The organism is Vibrio iocasae (genome assembly GCF_042245395.1).
Lineage (GTDB): Bacteria > Pseudomonadota > Gammaproteobacteria > Enterobacterales > Vibrionaceae > Vibrio > Vibrio iocasae.
In genome coordinates, this window is the sequence record NZ_CP145311.1 from 3,602,206 (window position 1) to 3,625,861 (window position 23,656).

At 45.2% G+C, this 23,656-nt stretch carries 21 protein-coding genes, 3 tRNA genes and 2 rRNA genes; 12 read left to right on the plus strand and 14 right to left on the minus strand.

Going from position 1 to position 23,656, the window contains the following annotated elements:
- Window positions 1-55: 55 nt before the first annotated feature.
- The 5 genes from SNR28_RS26455 to SNR28_RS26475 form a co-directional block, all read right to left on the minus strand.
- Window positions 56-2,945, minus strand: a 23S ribosomal RNA gene (locus SNR28_RS26455).
- Window positions 2,946-3,324: 379 nt separating this feature from the next.
- Window positions 3,325-3,400, minus strand: a tRNA-Val gene (locus SNR28_RS26460).
- A gap of 28 nt (window positions 3,401-3,428) precedes the next feature.
- A tRNA-Lys gene (locus SNR28_RS26465) sits at window positions 3,429-3,504 on the minus strand.
- A gap of 2 nt (window positions 3,505-3,506) precedes the next feature.
- Window positions 3,507-3,582: transfer RNA gene (locus tag SNR28_RS26470), tRNA-Glu, on the minus strand.
- 93 nt (window positions 3,583-3,675) lie between these two features.
- Window positions 3,676-5,227: ribosomal RNA gene (locus SNR28_RS26475) — 16S ribosomal RNA — on the minus strand.
- Together the 16S and 23S rRNA genes with 3 tRNA genes alongside form the textbook arrangement of a ribosomal RNA operon.
- A gap of 523 nt (window positions 5,228-5,750) precedes the next feature.
- Here SNR28_RS26475 and SNR28_RS26480 point away from each other — a divergent pair.
- On the plus strand, window positions 5,751-6,305 hold the full coding sequence (locus tag SNR28_RS26480; RefSeq protein WP_375751948.1) for a gamma carbonic anhydrase family protein: 555 nt from the start codon (window positions 5,751-5,753) through the stop codon (window positions 6,303-6,305).
- On the opposite strand, the gene SNR28_RS26485 is transcribed toward SNR28_RS26480, so the two are convergent.
- From SNR28_RS26485 to SNR28_RS26500, 4 genes are all read right to left on the minus strand, one after another.
- Window positions 6,298-6,561 (minus strand): DUF1488 domain-containing protein, encoded by a 264-nt coding sequence (locus SNR28_RS26485; RefSeq protein WP_375751950.1) that lies wholly within the window; start codon window positions 6,559-6,561, stop codon window positions 6,298-6,300. The two genes, SNR28_RS26480 and SNR28_RS26485, sit on opposite strands and share 8 nt — an antisense overlap.
- Window positions 6,561-7,394, minus strand: coding sequence for a shikimate dehydrogenase (gene aroE / locus SNR28_RS26490; protein WP_375751952.1), 834 nt, complete (start codon window positions 7,392-7,394; stop codon window positions 6,561-6,563). Before aroE ends, SNR28_RS26485 begins: the two co-directional genes overlap by 1 nt.
- Window positions 7,395-7,470: 76 nt before the next feature.
- A complete protein-coding gene (gene hemF, locus SNR28_RS26495; RefSeq protein WP_375751953.1) occupies window positions 7,471-8,373 on the minus strand; it encodes an oxygen-dependent coproporphyrinogen oxidase in 903 nt (300 codons plus the stop codon).
- A 2-nt stretch (window positions 8,374-8,375) separates the two neighbouring features.
- Entirely contained in the window at window positions 8,376-8,933 is a 558-nt protein-coding gene (locus SNR28_RS26500) for an L-threonylcarbamoyladenylate synthase (RefSeq protein ID WP_375751955.1), read from the minus strand.
- Window positions 8,934-9,119: 186 nt separating this feature from the next.
- Here SNR28_RS26500 and purE point away from each other — a divergent pair, with 186 nt between their 5' ends.
- Window positions 9,120-9,605 carry a 5-(carboxyamino)imidazole ribonucleotide mutase gene (purE, locus tag SNR28_RS26505; protein ID WP_375751957.1) on the plus strand — a complete coding sequence of 162 codons (486 nt, stop codon included), beginning with the start codon at window positions 9,120-9,122 and terminating at the stop codon, window positions 9,603-9,605.
- Between the two features lie 5 nt (window positions 9,606-9,610).
- Window positions 9,611-10,738 carry a 5-(carboxyamino)imidazole ribonucleotide synthase gene (locus tag SNR28_RS26510; protein ID WP_375751959.1) on the plus strand — a complete coding sequence of 376 codons (1,128 nt, stop codon included), beginning with the start codon at window positions 9,611-9,613 and terminating at the stop codon, window positions 10,736-10,738.
- A gap of 143 nt (window positions 10,739-10,881) precedes the next feature.
- Here the strand turns inward: SNR28_RS26510 and SNR28_RS26515 are convergent, their stop codons facing one another.
- The 3 genes from SNR28_RS26515 to dprA are packed head-to-tail and all read right to left on the minus strand — an operon-like array spanning window position 10,882 to window position 13,068.
- Window positions 10,882-11,445, minus strand: a complete 564-nt coding sequence (locus tag SNR28_RS26515; RefSeq protein ID WP_375751961.1) for a type I DNA topoisomerase — start codon at window positions 11,443-11,445, stop codon at window positions 10,882-10,884.
- Window positions 11,446-11,476: 31 nt separating this feature from the next.
- A complete protein-coding gene (locus SNR28_RS26520; protein ID WP_375751963.1) occupies window positions 11,477-11,950 on the minus strand; it encodes a DUF494 family protein in 474 nt (157 codons plus the stop codon).
- A gap of 2 nt (window positions 11,951-11,952) precedes the next feature.
- Window positions 11,953-13,068, minus strand: coding sequence for a DNA-processing protein DprA (gene dprA, locus SNR28_RS26525; protein ID WP_375751965.1), 1,116 nt, complete (start codon window positions 13,066-13,068; stop codon window positions 11,953-11,955).
- A gap of 260 nt (window positions 13,069-13,328) precedes the next feature.
- Between dprA and def the strand changes: the two genes are divergently transcribed.
- The 6 genes from def (at window position 13,329) to SNR28_RS26555 (ending at window position 19,623) form a co-directional block, all read left to right on the plus strand.
- Complete coding sequence (gene def / locus SNR28_RS26530) at window positions 13,329-13,841, plus strand: peptide deformylase (protein WP_375751966.1); 513 nt, start codon at window positions 13,329-13,331, stop codon at window positions 13,839-13,841.
- Between the two features lie 10 nt (window positions 13,842-13,851).
- Entirely contained in the window at window positions 13,852-14,799 is a 948-nt protein-coding gene (gene fmt / locus SNR28_RS26535; RefSeq protein ID WP_375751968.1) for a methionyl-tRNA formyltransferase, read from the plus strand.
- A gap of 67 nt (window positions 14,800-14,866) precedes the next feature.
- The gene (gene rsmB / locus SNR28_RS26540; RefSeq protein WP_375751970.1) at window positions 14,867-16,147 is read left to right on the plus strand and encodes a 16S rRNA (cytosine(967)-C(5))-methyltransferase RsmB; all 1,281 of its coding nucleotides are present in this window, start codon (window positions 14,867-14,869) and stop codon (window positions 16,145-16,147) included.
- A 58-nt stretch (window positions 16,148-16,205) separates the two neighbouring features.
- Entirely contained in the window at window positions 16,206-17,582 is a 1,377-nt protein-coding gene (gene trkA / locus SNR28_RS26545; protein WP_375751971.1) for a Trk system potassium transporter TrkA, read from the plus strand.
- Between the two features lie 21 nt (window positions 17,583-17,603).
- Entirely contained in the window at window positions 17,604-19,049 is a 1,446-nt protein-coding gene (locus SNR28_RS26550; protein ID WP_375751972.1) for a TrkH family potassium uptake protein, read from the plus strand.
- A 13-nt stretch (window positions 19,050-19,062) separates the two neighbouring features.
- Complete coding sequence (locus SNR28_RS26555; protein WP_375751974.1) at window positions 19,063-19,623, plus strand: DUF3157 family protein; 561 nt, start codon at window positions 19,063-19,065, stop codon at window positions 19,621-19,623.
- Here SNR28_RS26555 and SNR28_RS26560 read toward each other — a convergent pair.
- Window positions 19,620-20,276, minus strand: coding sequence for a hemolysin III family protein (locus SNR28_RS26560; RefSeq protein WP_375751975.1), 657 nt, complete (start codon window positions 20,274-20,276; stop codon window positions 19,620-19,622). The two genes, SNR28_RS26555 and SNR28_RS26560, sit on opposite strands and share 4 nt — an antisense overlap.
- Window positions 20,277-20,345: 69 nt before the next feature.
- A complete protein-coding gene (locus SNR28_RS26565) occupies window positions 20,346-21,140 on the minus strand; it encodes a sporulation protein (RefSeq protein WP_375751977.1) in 795 nt (264 codons plus the stop codon).
- Window positions 21,141-21,447: 307 nt separating this feature from the next.
- Here SNR28_RS26565 and SNR28_RS26570 point away from each other — a divergent pair, with 307 nt between their 5' ends.
- The 3 genes from SNR28_RS26570 (at window position 21,448) to ccoG (ending at window position 23,623) form a co-directional block, all read left to right on the plus strand.
- Complete coding sequence (locus SNR28_RS26570; protein WP_375751978.1) at window positions 21,448-21,612, plus strand: hypothetical protein; 165 nt, start codon at window positions 21,448-21,450, stop codon at window positions 21,610-21,612.
- A 126-nt stretch (window positions 21,613-21,738) separates the two neighbouring features.
- On the plus strand, window positions 21,739-22,005 hold the full coding sequence (locus SNR28_RS26575) for a YihD family protein (RefSeq protein ID WP_375751980.1): 267 nt from the start codon (window positions 21,739-21,741) through the stop codon (window positions 22,003-22,005).
- Window positions 22,006-22,204: 199 nt separating this feature from the next.
- Window positions 22,205-23,623, plus strand: coding sequence for a cytochrome c oxidase accessory protein CcoG (gene ccoG / locus SNR28_RS26580; protein ID WP_375751981.1), 1,419 nt, complete (start codon window positions 22,205-22,207; stop codon window positions 23,621-23,623).
- The last annotated feature ends 33 nt before the right edge of the window (window positions 23,624-23,656 follow it).

Below are 23,656 nucleotides of genomic sequence, written 5' to 3' on the forward strand. Positions count from 1 at the left end.
GTTCTATACACATTCAACGTTCTTATTCGAGTCCACAAAACCCTTTGGGTGTTGTATGGTTAAGCCTCACGGGCAATTAGTACAGGTTAGCTCAACGCCTCACAACGCTTACACACCCTGCCTATCAACGTCGTAGTCTACGACAACCCTTTAGGACACTTAAAGTGCCAGGGAGAACTCATCTCAAGGCTCGCTTCCCGCTTAGATGCTTTCAGCGGTTATCGATTCCGAACTTAGCTACCGGGCAATGCCATTGGCATGACAACCCGAACACCAGAGGTTCGTCCACTCCGGTCCTCTCGTACTAGGAGCAGCCCCTTTCAATTCTCCAACGCCCACGGCAGATAGGGACCGAACTGTCTCACGACGTTCTAAACCCAGCTCGCGTACCACTTTAAATGGCGAACAGCCATACCCTTGGGACCGACTTCAGCCCCAGGATGTGATGAGCCGACATCGAGGTGCCAAACACCGCCGTCGATATGAACTCTTGGGCGGTATCAGCCTGTTATCCCCGGAGTACCTTTTATCCGTTGAGCGATGGCCCTTCCATTCAGAACCACCGGATCACTATGACCTGCTTTCGCACCTGCTCGAATTGTCATTCTCGCAGTCAAGCGGGCTTATGCCATTGCACTAACCACACGATGTCCAACCGTGTTTAGCCCACCTTCGTGCTCCTCCGTTACTCTTTGGGAGGAGACCGCCCCAGTCAAACTACCCACCAGGCACTGTCCTCACCCCAGATAATGGGGCTAAGTTAGAACATCAAACATACAAGGGTGGTATTTCAAGGATGGCTCCATGCATACTGGCGTACACACTTCAAAGCCTCCCACCTATCCTACACATGTAGGCTCAATGTTCAGTGCCAAGCTGTAGTAAAGGTTCACGGGGTCTTTCCGTCTAGCCGCGGGTACACTGCATCTTCACAGCGATTTCAATTTCACTGAGTCTCGGGTGGAGACAGCGTGGCCATCATTACGCCATTCGTGCAGGTCGGAACTTACCCGACAAGGAATTTCGCTACCTTAGGACCGTTATAGTTACGGCCGCCGTTTACCGGGGCTTCGATCAAGAGCTTCGACCTAAGTCTAACCCCATCAATTAACCTTCCGGCACCGGGCAGGCGTCACACCGTATACGTCATCTTACGATTTTGCACAGTGCTGTGTTTTTAATAAACAGTTGCAGCCACCTGGTATCTGCGACTCTCGTCAGCTCCATCCGCAAGGGACTTCACCAATAAGAGCGTACCTTCTCCCGAAGTTACGGTACCATTTTGCCTAGTTCCTTCACCCGAGTTCTCTCAAGCGCCTTGGTATTCTCTACCCGACCACCTGTGTCGGTTTGGGGTACGATTCCTTACAATCTGAAGCTTAGAGGCTTTTCCTGGAAGCATGGCATCAATGACTTCACTACCGTAGTAGCTCGACATCGTGTCTCAGCCTTAAAAAGAGCCGGATTTACCTAACTCTTAAGCCTACGCACTTGAACCTGGACAACCGTCGCCAGGCCCACCTAGCCTTCTCCGTCCCCCCATCGCAATTGTAAGAAGTACGGGAATATTAACCCGTTTCCCATCGACTACGCCTTTCGGCCTCGCCTTAGGGGTCGACTTACCCTGCCCCGATTAACGTTGGACAGGAACCCTTGGTCTTCCGGCGTGGAGGTTTTTCACCCCCATTATCGTTACTCATGTCAGCATTCGCACTTCTGATACCTCCAGCAAACCTTACGATTCACCTTCAACGGCTTACAGAACGCTCCCCTACCCCGCAATCAAAGATTGCAGCCGCAGCTTCGGTTTATTACTTAGCCCCGTTACATCTTCCGCGCAGGCCGACTCGACTAGTGAGCTATTACGCTTTCTTTAAATGATGGCTGCTTCTAAGCCAACATCCTAGCTGTTTTAGCCTTCCCACATCGTTTCCCACTTAGTAATAATTTGGGACCTTAGCTGGCGGTCTGGGTTGTTTCCCTCTCCACGACGGACGTTAGCACCCGCCGTGTGTCTCCCGGATAGTACTTACTGGTATTCGGAGTTTGCAAAGGGTTGGTAAGTCGGGATGACCCCCTAGCCTTAACAGTGCTCTACCCCCAGTAGTATTCGTCCGAGGCGCTACCTAAATAGCTTTCGGGGAGAACCAGCTATCTCCAGGTTTGATTGGCCTTTCACCCCTAGCCACAAGTCATCCGCTAATTTTTCAACATTAGTCGGTTCGGTCCTCCAGTTGATGTTACTCAACCTTCAACCTGCCCATGGCTAGATCACCTGGTTTCGGGTCTATATCCAGAGACTGAACGCCCAGTTAAGACTCGGTTTCCCTACGGCTCCCCTAAACGGTTAACCTTGCCACTGAATATAAGTCGCTGACCCATTATACAAAAGGTACGCAGTCACCCCACAAAGGAGGCTCCTACTGCTTGTACGTACACGGTTTCAGGTTCTATTTCACTCCCCTCACAGGGGTTCTTTTCGCCTTTCCCTCACGGTACTGGTTCACTATCGGTCAGTCAGGAGTATTTAGCCTTGGAGGATGGTCCCCCCATATTCAGACAGGATATCACGTGTCCCGCCTTACTCGATTTCACTGAAAATGGTTTGTCGGTTACGGGGCTATCACCCTTTATTGCCATGCTTTCCAGCATGTTCACCTGAACCATTAAAAGCTTAAGGGCTAATCCAATTTCGCTCGCCGCTACTTTCGGAATCTCGGTTGATTTCTTTTCCTCGGGGTACTTAGATGTTTCAGTTCCCCCGGTTCGCCTCATTAACCTATGTATTCAGTTAATGATAATTGCTTATGCAATTGGGTTTCCCCATTCGGAAATCGTAGACTCAAGTGGCTTTTACTGCCTTATCTACGCTTATCGCAAGTTAATACGTCCTTCATCGCCTCTGACTGCCAAGGCATCCACCGTGTACGCTTAGTCACTTAACCATACAACCCCAAAGAGTTTCTAAGAAACCTTTAAGATTGTTCAATCAAACAACCAAAGTTGTCTGCAATTTTTATACATGTGCAGACACGATTTTGCCGGACTCAAATATGAACAACATTGAATAAAAAATGTCATTCCCAAGAACACTTGAATGTGTGTTGGTACCTACATCATAAAGACATAGGATTTGAGAACTTTTAATTGAATAACAACGCATATCTAAAGATATGGGGATTGTTGTTATTCGTCAGCTTTCCAAATTGTTAAAGAGCAAAAGTGTATAAACACTTTCTAAGGATTCTCACAGTCAAAAATCCAACCAATTCGATATTTCTTCTTATTGGTTTGGATAACTGCTTTCCAAAAATACTTAGAGAGTGGTGGGCGATACCGGGCTCGAACCAGTGACCCCCTGCTTGTAAGGCAGGTGCTCTCCCAACTGAGCTAATCGCCCACATTGTTTTAATTCCCGTGGAAGAGAATGGTGGGTCGTGCAGGATTCGAACCTGCGACCAATTGATTAAAAGTCAACTGCTCTACCAACTGAGCTAACGACCCAATGGTATCCCGTAGGGGAGTCGAACCCCTGTTACCGCCGTGAAAGGGCGGTGTCCTAGGCCTCTAGACGAACGGGACACTAAAACTTGAAGGTGTTGGGCACCTTCTACTCTAAACTTTCTAAACCTAATCAATCTGTGTGAACACTCATCAATGCACAATCTATATCGTTAAGGAGGTGATCCAGCCCCAGGTTCCCCTAGGGCTACCTTGTTACGACTTCACCCCAGTCATGAACCACAAAGTGGTAAGCGTCCCCCCGAAGGTTAAACTACCTACTTCTTTTGCAGCCCACTCCCATGGTGTGACGGGCGGTGTGTACAAGGCCCGGGAACGTATTCACCGTAGCATTCTGATCTACGATTACTAGCGATTCCGACTTCATGGAGTCGAGTTGCAGACTCCAATCCGGACTACGACGCACTTTTTGGGATTCGCTGACTCTCGCAAGCTAGCAGCCCTCTGTATGCGCCATTGTAGCACGTGTGTAGCCCTACTCGTAAGGGCCATGATGACTTGACGTCGTCCCCACCTTCCTCCGGTTTATCACCGGCAGTCTCCCCAAAGTTCCCACCCGAAGTGCTGGCAATTAAGGATAAGGGTTGCGCTCGTTGCGGGACTTAACCCAACATTTCACAACACGAGCTGACGACAGCCATGCAGCACCTGTCTTACAGTTCCCGAAGGCACACCTGCGTCTCCGCTGGCTTCTGTAGATGTCAAGAGTAGGTAAGGTTCTTCGCGTTGCATCGAATTAAACCACATGCTCCACCGCTTGTGCGGGCCCCCGTCAATTCATTTGAGTTTTAATCTTGCGACCGTACTCCCCAGGCGGTCTACTTAACGCGTTAGCTCCGAAAGCCACTCCTCAAGGGAACAACCTCCAAGTAGACATCGTTTACGGCGTGGACTACCAGGGTATCTAATCCTGTTTGCTCCCCACGCTTTCGCATCTGAGTGTCAGTATCTGTCCAGGGGGCCGCCTTCGCCACCGGTATTCCTTCAGATCTCTACGCATTTCACCGCTACACCTGAAATTCTACCCCCCTCTACAGTACTCTAGTTAACCAGTTTCAAATGGCCTTCCGAGGTTGAGCCCCGGGCTTTCACATCTGACTTAATTAACCACCTGCATGCGCTTTACGCCCAGTAATTCCGATTAACGCTCGCACCCTCCGTATTACCGCGGCTGCTGGCACGGAGTTAGCCGGTGCTTCTTCTGCAGCTAACGTCAAATGATGAGCGTATTAAACTCACCACCTTCCTCACTGCTGAAAGTGCTTTACAACCCGAAGGCCTTCTTCACACACGCGGCATGGCTGCATCAGGCTTGCGCCCATTGTGCAATATTCCCCACTGCTGCCTCCCGTAGGAGTCTGGACCGTGTCTCAGTTCCAGTGTGGCTGATCATCCTCTCAGACCAGCTAGAGATCGTCGCCTTGGTGAGCTCTTACCTCACCAACTAGCTAATCTCACTTAGGCGTATCCGATAGCGTGAGGCCCGAAGGTCCCCCACTTTGCTCCGAAGAGAGTATGCGGTATTAGCCATCGTTTCCAATGGTTATCCCCCTCTACCGGGCAACTTCCTAAGCATTACTCACCCGTCCGCCGCTCGACGCCCTTAACGTTCCCCGAAGGTTCAGTTAAGTCGTTTCCGCTCGACTTGCATGTGTTAGGCCTGCCGCCAGCGTTCAATCTGAGCCATGATCAAACTCTTCAATTAAAGTTTTTTTGCATCTAAGATGCGGCTCAATGAATACTGACTTCAAAACTACATAAGTAATTTCAAAGCTATTATCGTTCCAACAGAACGATAATGAATTGACTGTGCCAATGACTAAAAGTCATCGTTTGGTCACTCAGTTCATTGATAAATCTTTTAGATTATCATCAACGAGTGCCCACACAGATTGATAGGTTTAAATTGTTAAAGAGCGTTGCTTTAAGAGGCTTTCTCTCAAAGCGGACGTGCATTCTAGCGAGATAATCGTCAGTGTCAAACACTTTTTAAAATCTTTTTTGCTAGCCCCTCTTTCGAGTGGTTCGTCCAACTGATATCAGCGTTTCCGTTCGGTGTCCGCCGTGTCAGTGAGGGCGCATTATAGAGACCTTCGTCACATTGGCAAGCCCTTTTTTGCATTTATTTCGTTTTTTTTACTGTTTGGATGTTTTTTATCCACTAAAGGCTAGTTTTACTAACTATCTATATAGTTTTATGCTTATCTGACGCTATTTGAGGGAATATTATGAGTTCTATAAGAAGCTACAAAGGAATTACACCTGTCATAGGTGATGGTGTGTATGTTGATGAAACTTCCGTTCTGGTTGGCGATGTTGTTTTGGGGAAAGATGCCAGTATTTGGCCATTTGTATCAGCCAGAGGGGATGTTAACCATATTCGCATAGGTGAAAGAAGTAATGTTCAAGATGGAAGTGTTCTCCATGTCACCCACAAGAACAAGCAAAACCCCGATGGTTACCCTCTAATAATAGGAAATGAGGTAACTATAGGACATAAGGTGATGCTACATGGTTGTACGATTAAAGACAGAGTTCTTATCGGTATGTCTTCAACTGTTCTTGACGGTGCGATTATAGAAGAAGACGTAATGATTGGTGCTGGTAGTCTGGTTCCACCAAACAAAGTCCTTGAAAGTGGTTATCTCTATGTTGGCAGCCCGGTAAAGCAGGCCCGCCCTTTAAAAGAGCAAGAACTGGCTTTCCTTAAAAAGTCTGCCAACAATTATGTCGAAACCAAAAACGACTATCTAAATGATGTAAAGCCTGTAGAGCTTAGCTAATTTCTATCTGACCGGAAGAGTTAAACATTTCATCTTCAATTAACTCTTCCGCAACCTCTTCCAGATCGAATCTTAAGTCTGCGAATATGGACAGAGCATCTTCGCCAGACTCAATATTCTTACCCGAAAGCTCAACTAACTTCGCTTTTGATATGACACACTCAATAAGAGCACCAGATTGCTGAGCGGGAAAAACGACAGCCTGAGTGCCTTCATTCCACTCCTGAATATCTGGGAATAAAATCGACTGATTCATTATTGCCCTTCCAGGTTCTTTCGAAGCTCACGCAGAATTTGCTTTGTACCCGGCCTTAACCCACGCCACAACATAAAGCTTTCAGCCGCCTGCCCAACCAACATGCCCAGCCCATCGTATGCCTGAAGAGCACCATTGTCTCTCGCCCACTTATTGAATGTCGTCATCCCTGCTCCATATGCCATATCGTAAGCAATGCAGTTTTTAGAAAAGATTACTGGGGAGATATCAGGAAGCTGCTTATGCAAACTAGCCGATGTGGAGTTGATTACCAGATCGTATGATTCATTAATACTTGCTAGTGTTGCCGCCTTTACATTACCAAATGGCTTGAAGATCTCTTCAAGCGTCTGAGCCTTATCAAAAGTTCGGTTAGCAATGACGAGTTCTTTCGGTTTGTGCTCAAGTAGCTGCCTTATAACACCTCTTGCAGCGCCACCAGCACCAATCAATAGAATACGAGAGCCTTCCAGAGGAACCTGATACTGAAGCAAGTTTTGAACGAAACCTTCTCCATCAGTGTTATCTCCTATGATCTCGCCGTCATCCAGCTTCTTGAGTGTATTTACTGCACCCGCCAGCTGAGCACGCTCTGTCAGCCTGTCGGCAAACTGAAAAGCATCTTCTTTAAATGGAGCCGTTATATTGCACCCCTTTCCTCCGCTCTCAAAAAACGCTTTAGCAGCCTCTTTAAATTCGCCGACTTCCGGCTGCTGAGAGGTGTACTCAAGGTTTTGCATTGTTTGTCTGGCAAACAGAGTATGAATAAACGGAGATTTACTTTGAGAGATCGGGTTACCGAACACGAGATATTTATCTGGGGTACCAGCCATTTCCTTGCCTGCAACTTCTATAAAATAAAAAGGGTCAACTCAGTTGACCCTATCATTTACAACACTATAAGCCAAGTTACCACTCTCTTGGCGTCAAGAATTCTTTATAGAGCTTCTCTTCAGGGCTTCCAGGTTCAGGTTGGTAATCATATTCCCATCTAGCAAGAGGTGGCATAGACATTAATATAGACTCTGTTCTGCCACCGCTTTGCAGACCAAACAAGGTTCCTCTGTCATAAACGAGGTTGAACTCAACATAACGACCACGACGGTATAGCTGAAAGTCTCGCTCCCTTTCACTAAACTCTGTGTTTTTGCGTTTCGCTACGATAGGTAGGTAAGCCTGAGTATAACCTTCGCCAACAGCTTGAATATAAGAGAGACACTTTTCAAACTCCCATTGATTCAAGTCATCAAAGAAAAGCCCACCTACTCCACGTGTTTCGTTACGGTGAGGTAAGAAGAAGTATTTATCACACCAAGCCTTGTGCTCAGTATAGATATCATCACCAAAAGGCTGACAAATAGACTTAGCGGTGTCGTGCCAGTGCTGGCAATCTTCTTCGTAAGGGTAGAAAGGTGTCAGGTCAAAGCCACCACCGAACCACCAAATAGGTGCTTCACCCTCTTTTTCTGCAATAAAGAATCGAACGTTAGCATGAGAGGTTGGTACATAAGGGTTATTCGGGTGAATAACCAGAGAGACGCCCATAGCCTCGAACTTTCTTCCTGCCAGTTCAGGTCTATGTGCTGTCGCTGAAGCTGGCATCTTATCGCCAAACACATGGGAAAAATTAACACCGCCCTGCTCGAAGATAGCACCATCTCTCAAAACGCGCGTACGGCCACCGCCACCAGCTTCTCGCTCCCACGCATCTTCTACAAACTTTGCTTTTCCGTCTTCTTTCTCTATTTGCTCACAAATACTATCCTGAAGACCTAGAAGAAAACTTTTTACCGCATTCTTATCAACGCTCATACTTATCCTTGTCTTAATATTTTTCCTGTTCTTGCGTCTCTGATTTCAGAAGGCTTTTCCCGTCCACCAGTTTTACCTTCTAGAACAACAACTCCTGTACCACCTAATTGCTCAATCACTTCTTCTGTAGTCATGCAGGGAGGCTGCCCGGTTAAATTTGCGCTGGTTGAAGTAATTGGCTTTCCGTATGCAAAACATAACTCCTGCACAAGTGGGTGATCGGTCACTCTCACAGCAACTGAATCAAACTGACCTGAAACAAACTCTGTAACTTTCGAGCTAACAGGAATCACCCAGGTAACGGGCCCTGGCCAGGTAGCATGAATTTCATCTAACTGAGTTTGACTAAGCTGCGATTCATCTATGTACGGCAAAACCTGCTCATAACTAGCCGCGATAAGAATCAGCCCCTTTTCAACAGGGCGCTGCTTGATATTCAATAGCTTCTGAATAGCTACAGAGTTGTCTGGGTCACAACCAACACCAAATACACCTTCAGTAGGGTAAGCAATAACCTCACCTTCTTGCAAAGCTACTACCGCTTGTTTTAAATCACTCATAATCTGTTTCTATCTATAACTATTACGAATAGTGTACTAATTCTCATTTGAACTGACTAAGCCTATTTTTTTACATTATGTAAATAGTAGGGTAATAAAACACACGCAAACGTTTTCCTTACACAAAAATCCCCTTATAATGCGCGCAAATTGCACTCAAATTAATCTCTACAGCAGGAGTATAGGATGAAAGTCGGAATTATCATGGGTTCTAAGTCAGACTGGCCAACAATGAAACTGGCAGCAGATATGCTGGATCAGTTTGGTGTGCCATACGAAACCAAAGTAGTTTCAGCACACAGAACCCCTCAGCTTCTGGCTGACTATGCTAATGGCGCAAAAGAGCGTGGTATTAAAGTAATTATCGCAGGTGCTGGCGGTGCTGCACACCTTCCAGGTATGACAGCGGCGTTTACCAGCCTTCCTGTTCTTGGGGTTCCGGTTCAGTCAAGAGCGCTAAAAGGTATGGACTCTCTGCTTTCTATTGTACAGATGCCAAAAGGTATTGCTGTTGGTACTCTGGCTATCGGTGAAGCTGGCGCTGCGAATGCCGGTATTCTGGCCGCTCAGATTATCGGTACGCATGATGAAGAAGTAATGGCAAAAGTTGAAGCCTTCCGCACTGAGCAAACTGAAACCGTTCTGGCAAACTCTAACCCAGCTGAGGACTAATTCAGATGCATGTATTAGTTCTAGGTGCTGGTCAACTTGCAAGAATGATGTCTCTTGCTGGTGCTCCCCTGAATATAAAGATTTCAGCTTATGATGTGCGCAGCAAAAATACTGTCCATCCGTTAACTTTGGAAGTACTTGGGCAGGGACTGGAAAACGCAATTGAGCAGGCAGATGTGATTACTGCAGAGTTTGAGCATATTCCTCTCGATATACTGGCTATCTGCGAAGCAAGCGGTAAATTCTTACCAACAACTGAAGCTATTAAGGCTGGCGGTGATCGTCGTCTAGAGAAAGCTCTGCTGGATAAGGCTGGTGTAGCAAACGCTAAATACCACGTAATCAACAGCTACGAAGATTTTCATGCTGCTATAGAATACGTTGGAGTTCCGATGGTTCTCAAAAGTACCCTCGGTGGCTATGACGGCAAAGGCCAGTGGCGCCTGAAGAATAAAGAGCAAATTGATGCTATCTGGGCTGAAATGGCTGAGTGCATTGCTGAAACTGAGAATCAGGCAATTGTTGCTGAAGAGTTTGTACCTTTTAATCGCGAAGTATCACTGGTTGGAGCCCGTGGTAAAGATGGTGAAGTTGCAGTGTATCCACTGGCGGAGAACGTTCATACCAATGGTGTACTCACACTTTCAACTGCCATCATCGACAACGAGCTTCAGGCGCAGGCTAAAACCATGTTTACCGCTGTCGCTGAAGAACTGGATTACGTTGGTGTTCTTGCGCTTGAGTTCTTTGATGTAGACGGAAAGCTTCAGGTTAACGAGATAGCTCCTCGCGTACATAACTCTGGTCACTGGACTCAGCAGGGTGCAGAGGTTTGTCAGTTTGAAAACCATCTACGTGCTGTATGCGGTCTACCTCTTGGTGGAACAGATATGATTCGCCCTACCTCAATGGTAAATATTCTGGGTGAAGACTCTGTTCCAACAGCAGTGCTAGCTCAGAAGTCTTGTCATGTTCACTGGTATGGAAAAGATAAGCGTCCGGGTAGAAAGATGGGACATATCAATGTTTCTGCATCTTCTCTGGAGCTTCTTAAAGAAGAGTTGACTAAGCTGGCCGAGGTTTTGGATGAAGACGCTTTTCCTGCATTAAAGAAAAGTGTTGAAGACTTCTAACCTTTGTCCAAACAAAGTGGCTGACTGGAGTTGATTCCGCAAACCGCTGAACACATCCCTGTTCGCTTAGACATGGGCATCCATGCCCATGTATGTTTGCTCCATCAAAACCAGTCAACTACTCCATATTCAATAAGAATTAGCTACTCTTGTGTATGGTGGCACTTTCTATCTGCACACTGGTATCGAATTCCACTTGCCAATGACTTCTCAACTAAAAGTGGAAAGCCGCATTTCTCACAATTACCCACTATTGGCTTCTGATTTACAGCAAACTTGCATTTAGGGTAGTTATCACAGGCATAAAACGTCTTTCCATATCGGGATTTACGCTCCACCAAATGTCCTGAGCGACATTCTGGACAAGCTATTTTATCTGGTTCAGTCTCTTCTTCAGGCTGATCAAGAGACTCGATATGATGACATTCAGGGTAGTTACTGCAACCAATGAACATGCCATAGCGCCCCTGCCTCAATACAAGTTCACTTTGACACTCAGGGCAAGGCACACCTAGCTCTTTAACTATGTGTCCATCGTTCTGGTGTAGGGGTTTGATATATTCACAACTTGGGTATTGAGTACACCCAAGAAAAGGGCCGTGCTTTCCGTGGCGAAGAGTTAGCTCTCCACCACATTTGGGGCAGGGTTCATGTTCTAACGCATGCTCATGCGCTTCAAACAACGAATGATCTATTTTTCCGCTCATTTACTCTCGCATTGCTGTTTAAACAATCGCTTTAGTGCAACACCCCTGTTTCTGAAGTGTATAGTAGCTCTTCCATTAAGGTGTAGGCATTTTCGTTTCCCGGCACATTAAACAGAACCATAAGTATTACCCACTTAAGATCATCAAGTAATAGCTCAGAAGTCTCCAATCCCATCACTCGGTCAATGACCATTTCTCTGGTTTCTGTTGTCAGAACATTAACTTGTTCTAAGAATAGTAAAAAGCCGCGACTTTTAACGTCCAGCTTTTCCATCTCTTTTGAGGTGTAAATACGTGTCGAAGTTGCTGCACTGGTCGCAATTGCAGATTGCGCATCATTTTGCTGCAAAGCAGCCAGGTCTTCTAACCAATCAAGAGCCTTATAAATCTCTTCCTGGTGAAAGCCTGCTCTTAATAGCTCTTCTTCAAGCTCGTCCTGGTCTACCATCAACTCTACATCGCTGTGAATGTAGGTTTCGAACAAATACATCAGAATGTCCATCATAGCTAACCCCTCCTCGTTCGAATATAACCGCCGGATACAGCGGCAACATGCCCTTGAAGCTCGAGCTCCAGAAGCTGCATCATGACTTCCTGAACAGGGATATTGGTCCTCTCTGCCAGAATATCAACTGGTATGGCTTCTACTCCTACGTTAGCTAAGAGTTGGGGAAATGGCAATTCCTCATTGTCGTCTTCGTGCTCAAACAGATCTTTTTGCTGGTTTAATGACCAGCTTAACAATCCATTGAGCTCTTTCAGGATGTCACTTGAAGATTGAACCAGACAGGCTCCTTCCTTAATAAGTAAGTTACACCCACGGGCTCCAGGACTATTTATTGAGCCAGGTAGGGCAAAAACTTCTCTCCCTTGCTCAAGAGCATATCTCGCCGTTATCAGAGATCCACTCCGCTCTGCCGCCTCCACCACCAGAACGCCTAAAGACAGTCCACTGATTATTCTATTTCTGCGCGGAAAGTGTTCTGGCCTTGGTAAAGCATTGGGCCTGAACTCAGAAACAATAGCTCCGCCCTGCTCTATTATTCTTCCAGCCAACTTTCTATGTCTAACAGGGTAGATATTGTATAAGCCAGATCCTAATACAGCTATTGTGTCACCATCGCAACTAAGCGCTCCATCGTGGGCATAGCCATCTACACCAAGAGCTAAGCCACTGGTGATAGTCAGCCCTTTGCCTGCCAGGTCTTTCGCAAAGGATTTGGCACTGTGTAATCCATCGATACTTGCATTTCTGCTACCTACAATTGCGACTTGTGGTTCTTGCAGTAGTTCCAAATTTCCCTTGACGAAAAGTAGTGGTGGGTAGGCACTTATTTCTTTTAGTAACTGGGGGTAAGCATTACCTTGAAGCGTCACTATATGGTTATCAGTTTCTTTACCCAGCCACTCAAGGCTTACTTCAACATCCTTCGTTGAGCCACTTTTAATATACTGAACTTGCTCAGATTTAAGACCTAACCCAAACAGCCGCTCAGATGAGTATGTCACCAGATTTTGAGGAGAATCAAAGCTCAACAACCGATTCAGCCTTTTACCACCCAAGCCAGGTGTAAAGCTAAGTGTTAACCATGCTATCAACTCATTCTCGCATTTGTTTTTCATACTGGTCTGCTGCTGTGGATTTCGATGTGCCTATTTTCTGAGTTCACCCCGAGCTTATCTATGTTCGATCAGCCTAATGAGACGGTGTCGATGCTTACTCAGTCCAATAATCAATCTTTAATGCATGTATAGATGAGGTGCACCTTAATTATCTGCTGTTATTTAACCTTCAAAGTGTCTAGAATTAGGCCATCAGAGTTGGCTGAGTCTACTCAGCTTCCAATTTAGCAGCACAGTAACGGTTCATTTTTCGAGATTTTATGTCTGTATTACAAGTATTAACCTTTCCGGATGATCGTCTTCGTACGGTTGCAAAGCCAGTTGAAGAAGTCACTCCTGAGATTCAACAGTTTGTCGATGACATGATAGAGACTATGTACGCAGAAGAAGGCATCGGCCTTGCTGCTACGCAGGTAGACTTCCACCAGCGTATTGTCGTTATCGATATTTCCGATAGCCGCGATGAACCAATGGTTCTTATCAATCCGGAAATCGTTGAGAAACGTGGTGAAGATGGTATTGAAGAAGGCTGTCTATCAGTTCCTGGTGCCAGAGCACTGGTTCCTCGTGCACACGAAGTAACAGTTAAAGCACTGGACAGAGACGGCAAAGAGTTCAGCTTTGATGCAGAAGACCTTCTTGCAATCTGTGTTCAACACGAACTTGACCACCTGGAAGGTAAGCTGTTTGTAGATTACCTGTCGCCACTAAAGCGTAAGCGCATTAAAGACAAGCTAGAAAAAATCAAACGCTTTAACGAACGAAATAAATAAAGAGGTTACCTTGAGTCAGTCACTACGTATTGTCTTTGCTGGTACTCCTGACTTCGCCGCCCGTCACCTGGCGGCGTTGTTGTCTTCGGAACATGAAGTTATTGCTGTATACACACAGCCAGACAGACCAGCAGGCCGGGGCAAAAAACTTACTGCCAGCCCGGTAAAAAACATTGCTGTTGATAACAACATCCCTGTTTACCAGCCTGAAAACTTTAAGTCAGACGAAGCGAAACAAGAGCTTGCTGATCTGAATGCAGATATCATGGTTGTAGTTGCGTACGGATTACTATTGCCACAACAAGTTCTTGATACACCTAAGCTGGGCTGTATCAACGTTCACGGTTCTATCCTTCCTCGCTGGCGCGGTGCTGCACCTATTCAACGCTCAATCTGGGCGGGTGATAAAGAGACAGGTGTCACTATCATGCAGATGGATATCGGCCTTGATACCGGTGATATGCTTAAGATAGCCACACTACCTATTGAAGCAACTGACACCAGTGCTTCAATGTACGAAAAGCTTGCTGAGCTTGGCCCTGAGGCGCTTGTTGATTGCCTAGCTGATATCGCTGACGGCAAAGCTGAACCAGAAAAACAGGATGATGATCTTGCGAACTACGCAAGTAAGCTATCTAAAGAAGAAGCTAAGATCGACTGGTCTCAGGAAGCAGAGTTTATCGAGCGTTGTGTTCGTGCATTCAACCCCTGGCCGATGAGCTATTTCTCTGTTGCTGAGAACAACGTAAAAGTATGGAAGTCTCGCGCAGAATCAAGTGACTCTGGCAAACCTGCTGGCACCGTTATCAAAGCAGATAAGACAGGAATCTATGTTGCGACAGCAAAAGGAACACTGGTGCTCGAAAGCATCCAGATTCCGGGTAAGAAAGCAATGCCAGTACAGGACGTACTTAACTCGAAAAGCAGCTGGTTTGAAGCAGGAAGCATTCTGGCTTAAATAGAATCCCCGTTAAAACGGGGATTATTACTTTGTAATTCATATAAATATTAATCAGGTTTCCAGCATGAATGTTCGCGCAGCAGCCGCAAAAGTTCTGTTTCAGGTGGTCGATCAGGGCCAGTCTCTATCCTCAGCCTTACCAGCAGCACAACAAACGATTAAACCTCGTGACCACGCTCTTCTGCAAGAGATGTGCTACGGCGCACTTCGTTACCTTCCAAGATTAGAGTCAATCGCTGGCAAGCTGATGGACAAACCACTTAAAGGTAAAAAACGCGTAATTCACCACTTGCTTCTTATCGGTCTTTACCAGCTTAGCTATATGAGAATTCCCGCTCATGCTGCTCTTAGTGAAACGGTTGAAGCAACTAAAGCGCTGAGAGAGCCAAGGCTAAGTGGCCTGCTTAACGCTGTGCTACGTAACTTCCAGAGAAATCAGGAAGAGCTGGAAGCCTTTGCTGTTAGCCATGATGCTGGCAAATATGGCCATCCAGGCTGGCTGCTCAAAATATTAAAGTCAGCATACCCTGAGCAGTGGGAATCAATTGTTGAGGCCAATAACCAAAAAGCGCCAATGTGGCTAAGGGTAAACAGCAAACATCACTCGCGTGACGAATACCTTGCTCTGCTTGAAAACGAAAATATCGGTGCGACAAAACACCCTGAAGCGGATGATGCCCTTAAGCTTGACCGCCCTTGTGATGTTAATGAGTTACCTGGGTTCGACAAAGGCTGGGTATCTGTTCAGGACGCAGCAGCGCAGCTTTCTGTTGACTACCTGACACCAAAAGATGGTGAGCTTATTCTGGACTGCTGTGCGGCTCCGGGCGGTAAAACAGTTCATATTCTAGAGCGCACAAAAGATTGTAATGTTGTTGCGATAGACAGTGACAACAACAGACTTAAACGTGTACATGAAAACCTAAAACGCCTGAAACTGAAAGCAGAAGTTCTGTGTGGTGATGCTCGTACACCTGAGGCGTGGTGGAAGGGGGAACAGTTTGATCGAATTCTATTGGATGCCCCATGTTCGGCAACTGGTGTAATTCGCAGACACCCGGATATCAAATGGCTACGCCGTGCTGATGATATTGTGGCACTTGCCCAACTACAAAGTGAAATTATTGATGCGATGTGGCAACAACTTAAAGCTGGTGGCACAATGGTTTACGCAACTTGTTCTGTTACACCACAGGAAAACAGTGAGCAGGTAAAAGCATTTTTAGAACGCACCAAAAACGCTCAACTTGTAGATTCCGATCCAGAAAATCCTGGTAGACAAATTTTACCAGGAGAAGAAGATATGGATGGCTTCTACTACGCTGTTCTGAAAAAAGCTGATTAACTATTTTGATATCCGGTTGGTTCAATTGCCGGGTGTAATTTGAAGAGATAACAACGTCATGAAAATCATTATCCTTGGTGCTGGTCAGGTCGGTGGAACATTGGCAGAAAACCTAGTTGGTGAAAACAACGATATTACGGTTGTTGATAAAGATGGAGACCGCCTGCGCGAGCTTCAGGATAAATATGATTTAAGAGTTGTTAACGGTTTTGCGAGCCATCCTGGTACTTTACATGAGGCAGGTGCTCAGGATGCAGACATGCTGGTTGCAGTAACCAACTCCGACGAAACCAATATGGCAGCGTGTCAGGTTGCATTTACTATCTTCAATACACCAAACCGGGTAGCTCGAATTCGCTCTCCGGAATACCTCAAAGAGAAAGAGTCACTCTTTCACTCCGGTGCTGTTCCTGTTGATCACCTGATCGCACCTGAAGAGCTGGTAACCAGCTACATCGAAAGACTGATTCAATATCCGGGTGCGCTGCAGGTTGTTAGCTTTGCCGACAGAAAAGTTAGCCTGGTAGCCGTTAAGGCGTACTATGGCGGTCCTCTGGTTGGTAACGCCCTTTCAACGCTTCGTGAGCACATGCCTCATATTGACACTCGTGTAGCAGCAATATTCCGTCAGGGGCGCCCTATCCGCCCTCAGGGAACCACCATTATTGAAGCCGATGATGAAGTGTTCTTTGTTGCAGCGAGTAACCACATTCGCTCTGTTATGAGTGAACTACAGCGACTTGAAAAGCCTTATCGCCGTATTATGATTGTGGGTGGTGGTAATATTGGTTCCTCATTAGCCAAGCGCCTTGAGACAGAACATAGCATAAAGTTAATTGAACGCAGTTATAGTCGGGCTGAGAAGCTATCTGAAGAGCTGGAACACACCATTGTATTCTGTGGTGACGCAGCCGATCAGGAACTGCTGACTGAAGAGAATATCGATCAGGTAGATGTATTTATCGCACTGACCAATGAAGATGAAACCAACATCATGTCTGCCATGCTGGCAAAACGCCTTGGTGCGAAGAAAACCATGGTGCTTATCCAGCGCAGTGCTTATGTCGATCTGGTTCAGGGTGGCGCAATTGACGTTGCTATCTCCCCCCAACAGGCAACCATTTCTGCACTGCTAACCCATGTTCGACGCGCCGATATTGTAAATGTATCCTCACTTAGACGAGGTGCAGCAGAAGCAATCGAGGCTATTGCACACGGAGATGAATCAACCTCTAAGGTTGTTGGCCGAGCAATTGGTGACCTGAGATTACCACCGGGTACAACCATAGGTGCAATCGTACGAGGTGATGAAGTTCTTATTGCTCACGACAATACTATTATCGAACAGGACGACCACGTTGTAATGTTCCTGGTTGATAAGAAATTTATCCCAGATGTAGAAGCGCTATTCCAGCCTAGTCCGTTCTTCCTGTAAAAAACTGGCTAGATCTACATTATGGTTAACTCTCGTCCAATACTCTTTGTGATCGGCCTAGTGCTATCAAAGATAGCACTCTTTATGTACGTCCCTACTCTAGTGGCATTCTTTTCTGGTACTGACGGATTTCTTGAGTTTGGTAAAGCCGTACTAATTACTCACTTTGCAGCGTTCATCTGCTTGACAATAGGACGAACAAAGCACTTCCGATTAAGTGTTCGGGATATGTTCCTGATAACGACATTGGTATGGACTATTTCCAGTGCATTTGCCGCACTTCCATTCGTATTTATCAACCATATCAGCTTTACTGACGCCTATTTTGAAACCATGTCTGGCATTACTACAACCGGCTCGACGGTGTTAAGTGGCCTGGATGATATGGCGCCTAGCATACTACTCTGGCGCTCTACGCTTCAGTGGCTTGGTGGTATCGGCTTTATCGTGATGGCCGTAGCTATACTGCCTATGCTTAACGTTGGTGGTATGAAGTTATTCCAGACCGAATCGTCTGACTGGTCTGATAAAAGCGCACCAAGAGCAAAAACCGTTGCCAAAAACATTGTAACCGTTTACCTGGCATTAACTGCGGCATGCTTTGTCGGCTATCTGATCACCGGCATGGGAGTATTTGATGCTCTTAATCATGCATTTACAACACTCTCTACAGGTGGATATTCAACTTCCGATGGCTCAATGAACCATTTCTCAAATGGCGCTCATTGGGTTGGAACAGTTTTTATGTTCCTAGGAGGCTTACCCTTCTTACTGTTCGTAACTGCAATGAAGAAACGTAATCTTAGTGCACTGTTCCATGATGCCCAGGTTAGAGGGTTTGCCTATCTGTTTATCGTGAGCAGCCTGATTGTCGCGGCCTGGCTTCAATATCACAACAACTATAGCTTTGCTGATGCAATACGCGTATCCATGTTCAATATTGTTTCTGTAGTAACGACAACAGGTTATGGGCTGGAAGATTTTACTGCGTGGGGCGCACTACCAACTGTGTTGTTCGCCTTCTTGATGTTATCTGGAGCTTGCTCTGGTTCTACATCTGGTGGCATCAAAATTTTCCGATTTCAGATAGCAATGACACTGCTGGATAAGCAGATGATGAAACTAATACACCCTTCAGGTGTGTTCGTTCAGCGTTATAACCACCGTCCCGTAAACGATGATATCGTTCGATCTGTAGTCGCTTTTGGAATTACTTTTTTTGCTACCATTATAGTTATTGCTGGTTGTCTGGCCTCACTTGGACTAGACCCTACGACCAGTATTTCTGGAGCAATCACTGCGGTTGCAAACGTAGGGCCAGGAATGGGAGATGTGATTGGCCCAACCGGAAACTTTGCAACGCTTCCTGACACAGCAAAATGGGTGCTAAGCTTTGGCATGCTAATGGGGCGCCTAGAAATTCTAACAATACTGGTACTTTTCTTTCCGCCATTTTGGAAAAGTTAATCAGAGGTTCTTTATGAAAAAAACTCTTACTCTACTTACCCTTGTTTGTTCATTTCCTGCATTAAGCGGTGAAACCGTCTTATTAAAAGATGGCCGAGAAATACAGATAAATGATGATTTTACTTGGCAATATGTTGTTAAGAAGAATGAAACATCAAAAACTAGCGTAGCCATTAATTCAATACCGATTGTTCAAGCAACAAGCAACACCTTGAATAAGGGCACTCTTATCGAACCAGGAAGTAAAAAAGATATACTCCAGCTTTCTGATTCTGGCGTAGATATTTTACTAGGCAAACCTGAGTATCAATCTGGCTCATTAACTATTCCTACATCTGTGACTAACCAAGGCTCCCAAAGCATAATTTCTGTAGAAATAGAACTGAGTGTTTACGATGTTCAGAACAACCTCCTCTTCAAAGAAGAGGTTGCAGTATGGAAATCCATTAAACGAATGGCTGACACCTATCTTCGCCCCAAAACAGCTAAAGAAGGCAAAGAGCTAGTAATTGCCTTACCTGAACAAAAACAGTACATCGTTCAGGCATCAGTAACACAAGTTGAGTCTCGTTAAACAGGCTCAACAAAATAGTAGATAGCCAAGAAGTGACAAACGCATCCCGCTAACACAAATCCATGCCAAATAGCATGATTAAAGGGGATGCGTTTTGATACATAGAAAATAACACCGAGCGAATAAATCACGCCACCAGCCGCCAACAATGTTAGCCCTCCGACATCCAAATGAAGCGCCAGTTGATAAATCACTATTAGCGATAACCACCCCATTGTCAGATAGCTAATCAAAGAAAGCTTCTCAAATCGATAAACAAACGCCACCTTAAACAAAATGCCTATCAAAGCTATAGTCCAGATAACGATCATCAAACCAATCGCTAATGGCGTTCGTAAGCTCACCAATAAAAATGGTGTATAACTACCTGCAATCAATAGATATATGGCGCAGTGATCGAATGTTTTCAGTGCGCGTTTGGCTTTTTTGTGGGGAATGGCATGATACAGAGTAGAAGCCAAAAAAAGAATGATTACGCTGGCACCATAGAGGCTCATACTAGTAATAGTAAGAGCGTCAGCATCGGTTTTATTTGCCTTTACAAGCAGCAAAATCAAACCAACAATACCTAAAATAATGCCTAGTGCATGAGAGAGACTGTTAGCCATCTCTTCTTTGACACTATATTCACTGTTGTTTTTGGATGAAGGCATATTAAGGCCCTATAGATAAATAGAGCCTAGAGTATGCCACATTTAGCTTACACGTGTAAGCTGAAAATATTATGTCGTAGAATCCAGATACTCTAGGACCATTTTCCCTGCTTCTTCTGAAGGTGTGTGCGCTGGAATAGTCAACTTTCTCTTCAGCTCACCCGTCCCCAATAGCGAAGAAAGCATTCCTTTAATACCAGATTGCTGTCTGTCTATCTCAAACCAAAGATCCAGAGACTCTTCGCTTCGATGCGCTACGACTTCAAGCTCTCGCCAGCGACCATGATAAGGTCCCGTAGTCGGGACAAATTCAAACTCCTGAACAAAAGGTAATGCAAAACCTTTTGTTTCCTCACATTCGACTTGCCTGATGCGAAGCCCCTGCTCTTCAAGCTCGGTAAGCACACCATCCATCAAGGCATCTGGTCGAATAGTAAGGGTATCTTTGTCAGTAGGATCAATTGCCATAGATATATCCAAGCCTGTTTCCAACCAAACCTTGGCATCACCCAGCGTAACCGGTGTATTCCATGGAATATCGAGCTCAATATCAAAGTCTCTTTGCTCTCCAGGCTTAACGGTGAATGCGTACGGAAGCTTCCACTCACTCAGAATATAATTTTTAGGGACGCGGCGTTTTTGTCCATGATTATTGTCATCTTTGTTGTTAACAGGCTCTTCGGCGATGTATCTGCAACATATCTTCAACTCAATATTATCGACTTCTTGCTCTGTAGAGCCACCGTACACTTCTACTTTGATACTTGCCTTTTCCCCAGGTACCAAATATTCCTGCTGCAATATTGAATCAACTCGTGCGGAACCAATTCCAAAGGTAGCTAAGGTTTTTTTAAGAAAAGACATGTCTGTTACTCCTTTACAACCTGTTTCACTCTTCTATATCCATATTAATCACAATCGGAGGAAAAGTCCTGATCATAACTCTCTAATTTATTGCTATTTCACAGGACAAAAAAGCAACATTTTTTAACAGATAGCCTCGATCAATAAGTGACGTAGTGATAAGCTTAGTGGTGATACTTTGTTCAGTTGAACTCAGTATCGTTACTCCTGATCATTTATTGGATTGGCAGCTGCCAGAAGAGATTTATCTCATAAATTATCAGGCCATTAAATTGGCAATGGATGTGCCTGACCGTTAGGTAAATATATGCACCCAACAGCAGTCAGGTTTTCGCGCAATACTGCAAGCGCGTCTCGCCGCCGTTGTAGTACAGTGGCAGCTCCGATAGCAAAACCAAATACACCAGCAAACTCACTGGTTAAACGAGTTGCTATGCAGAAGCGACCAGATGAACAAGTTAAAGCGGCATAATAAAAAAGCGCAGTCTTATTAACTGCGCTTTTTTCTTTCCATTAACCTACCTCAGAATAAGTTTTCTACACACACGTGATCTGTTAATTTAACTCCCATAAAAATATCTATATTTGGAGTAAAGTAATGAAATGCCATCGCGTAAACGAACTAATTGAGCTCATCCACCCTGAGTGGCAAAAAGATCCCGATCTGAATTTGATTGAATTTATAGTCAAGCTAACCAAGGAAGCCGGATACGATGGAAAGCTGGAAGATCTGACTGATGATGTGCTTATCTATCACCTAAAAATGCGTAATAGTGAAAAGGACGAAATGATTCCTGGGCTAGCAAAGGATCAAGAAGATGACTTTAAAACAGCTCTCCTTAGAGCAAGAGGGATCATCGAGTAACTCTTTAATATTGAACTGACGATTAAGCGACGCACATGCGTCGTTTTTTTGTTCTAAAAATTTGTTAAATATGACTACCTTAAAGAAAATAAAATGTTAACGATTATATAATCGCCCGCTAATACAAAATAAAAAGCATAAAAGTAATGTCAAATAGCCCGCTTGCTCAGGCGAGGCTAAAGCCCAAAAAGGAAACTTCATGAGTCAGGATAAAATAGATATTAAAGATGTGACTCCCAAAACCTTCAATCCCAAAACCCACAAAGGTCAAAAGGATAGGTTTAACCCAGGTAATAGAATTTACGTTCGAGAGAGCAAAGGTACCTTTCAGAAACTAAGGCGTTATGGCTCCTGGTTTTTGTTGTTGCTTTTTGGTCTCACCCCATGGATTCCTTATGGAGACAGGCAGGCTATCCTGCTCGATATAGGAAGCCAGCAGTTTAACTTTTTCGGTACAACACTCTATCCGCAGGATCTTACTCTTCTGGCCTTACTTTTCATGATCGCTGCGTTTGGCCTATTCTTTATTACCACCTTCTTAGGTAGGGTCTGGTGTGGTTATTTCTGCCCTCAAACAGTCTGGACCTTTATGTATATCTGGTTCGAGGAAAAGCTTGAAGGCTCGGCAAATAAACGAAGAAAGCAAGATAGCGGTAAGCTAACCAGTAACCTATTGATGAGGAAAGCAGCTAAGCATGTTGCCTGGATATTCATAGCACTTGTTACCGGAATAACTTTTGTCGGTTATTTTGTCCCGGTAATAGATCTGGTTATAGACTTTGTTACCTTTAATACGGGCTTCTGGTCAGGATTCTGGGTGATCTTCTTTGCAGTCTGTACTTATGCAAACGCCGGTTGGATGCGATCTATCGTGTGTCTGCATATGTGCCCGTACGCTCGCTTCCAATCAGCTATGTTTGATAAAGATACTTACATCGTTGGTTACGACACGAAACGTGGTGAGAACAGAGGGCCACGTTCAAGAAAAGCTGATCCAGCGAAGATGGGGTTAGGTGACTGTATCGACTGTGACCTATGTGTTCAGGTTTGCCCGACAGGAATCGATATCCGTGATGGACTTCAGTACGAATGTATCAACTGTGGTGCCTGTGTTGACGTCTGTAATCAAACTATGGACCGAATGAAGTACGAACCAAACCTCATCAGTTACACGACAGAGCACAAGCTTTCAGGCGTTCATACCAGTGTAATGCGTCCTAAGCTGATTGGTTACGGTGCGGTTATGCTACTTATGTGCGCACTGTTTGTTCTTCAAACAATCAGTGTAGAACCAGTTGGACTAAGTGTTCTCAGAGACCGGAATCAACTGTTTAAGGTTAATAGTAACGGCATGGTGGAAAACACCTATAACCTGAAAGTGATAAACAAAACCCAGCAGGTTCAGGAGTACAACCTGGATGTAACAGGTCTAACCGATGTGAAGTGGTATGGACAACAAACCGTTCAGGTTGATCCGGGTGAAGTTCTTAATCTACCAATAAGCCTGGGTGTTGATCCAGAAAAACTTATCTCACCTGTCGCGACAATTCAGTTTATACTCACCGACAGTGAAAACTTTACCATCGAAGTTGAAAGCCGGTTTGTGAAAAAACTCTAATCGCTTTCAAAGCTTAACTTCGAACAATCAGGG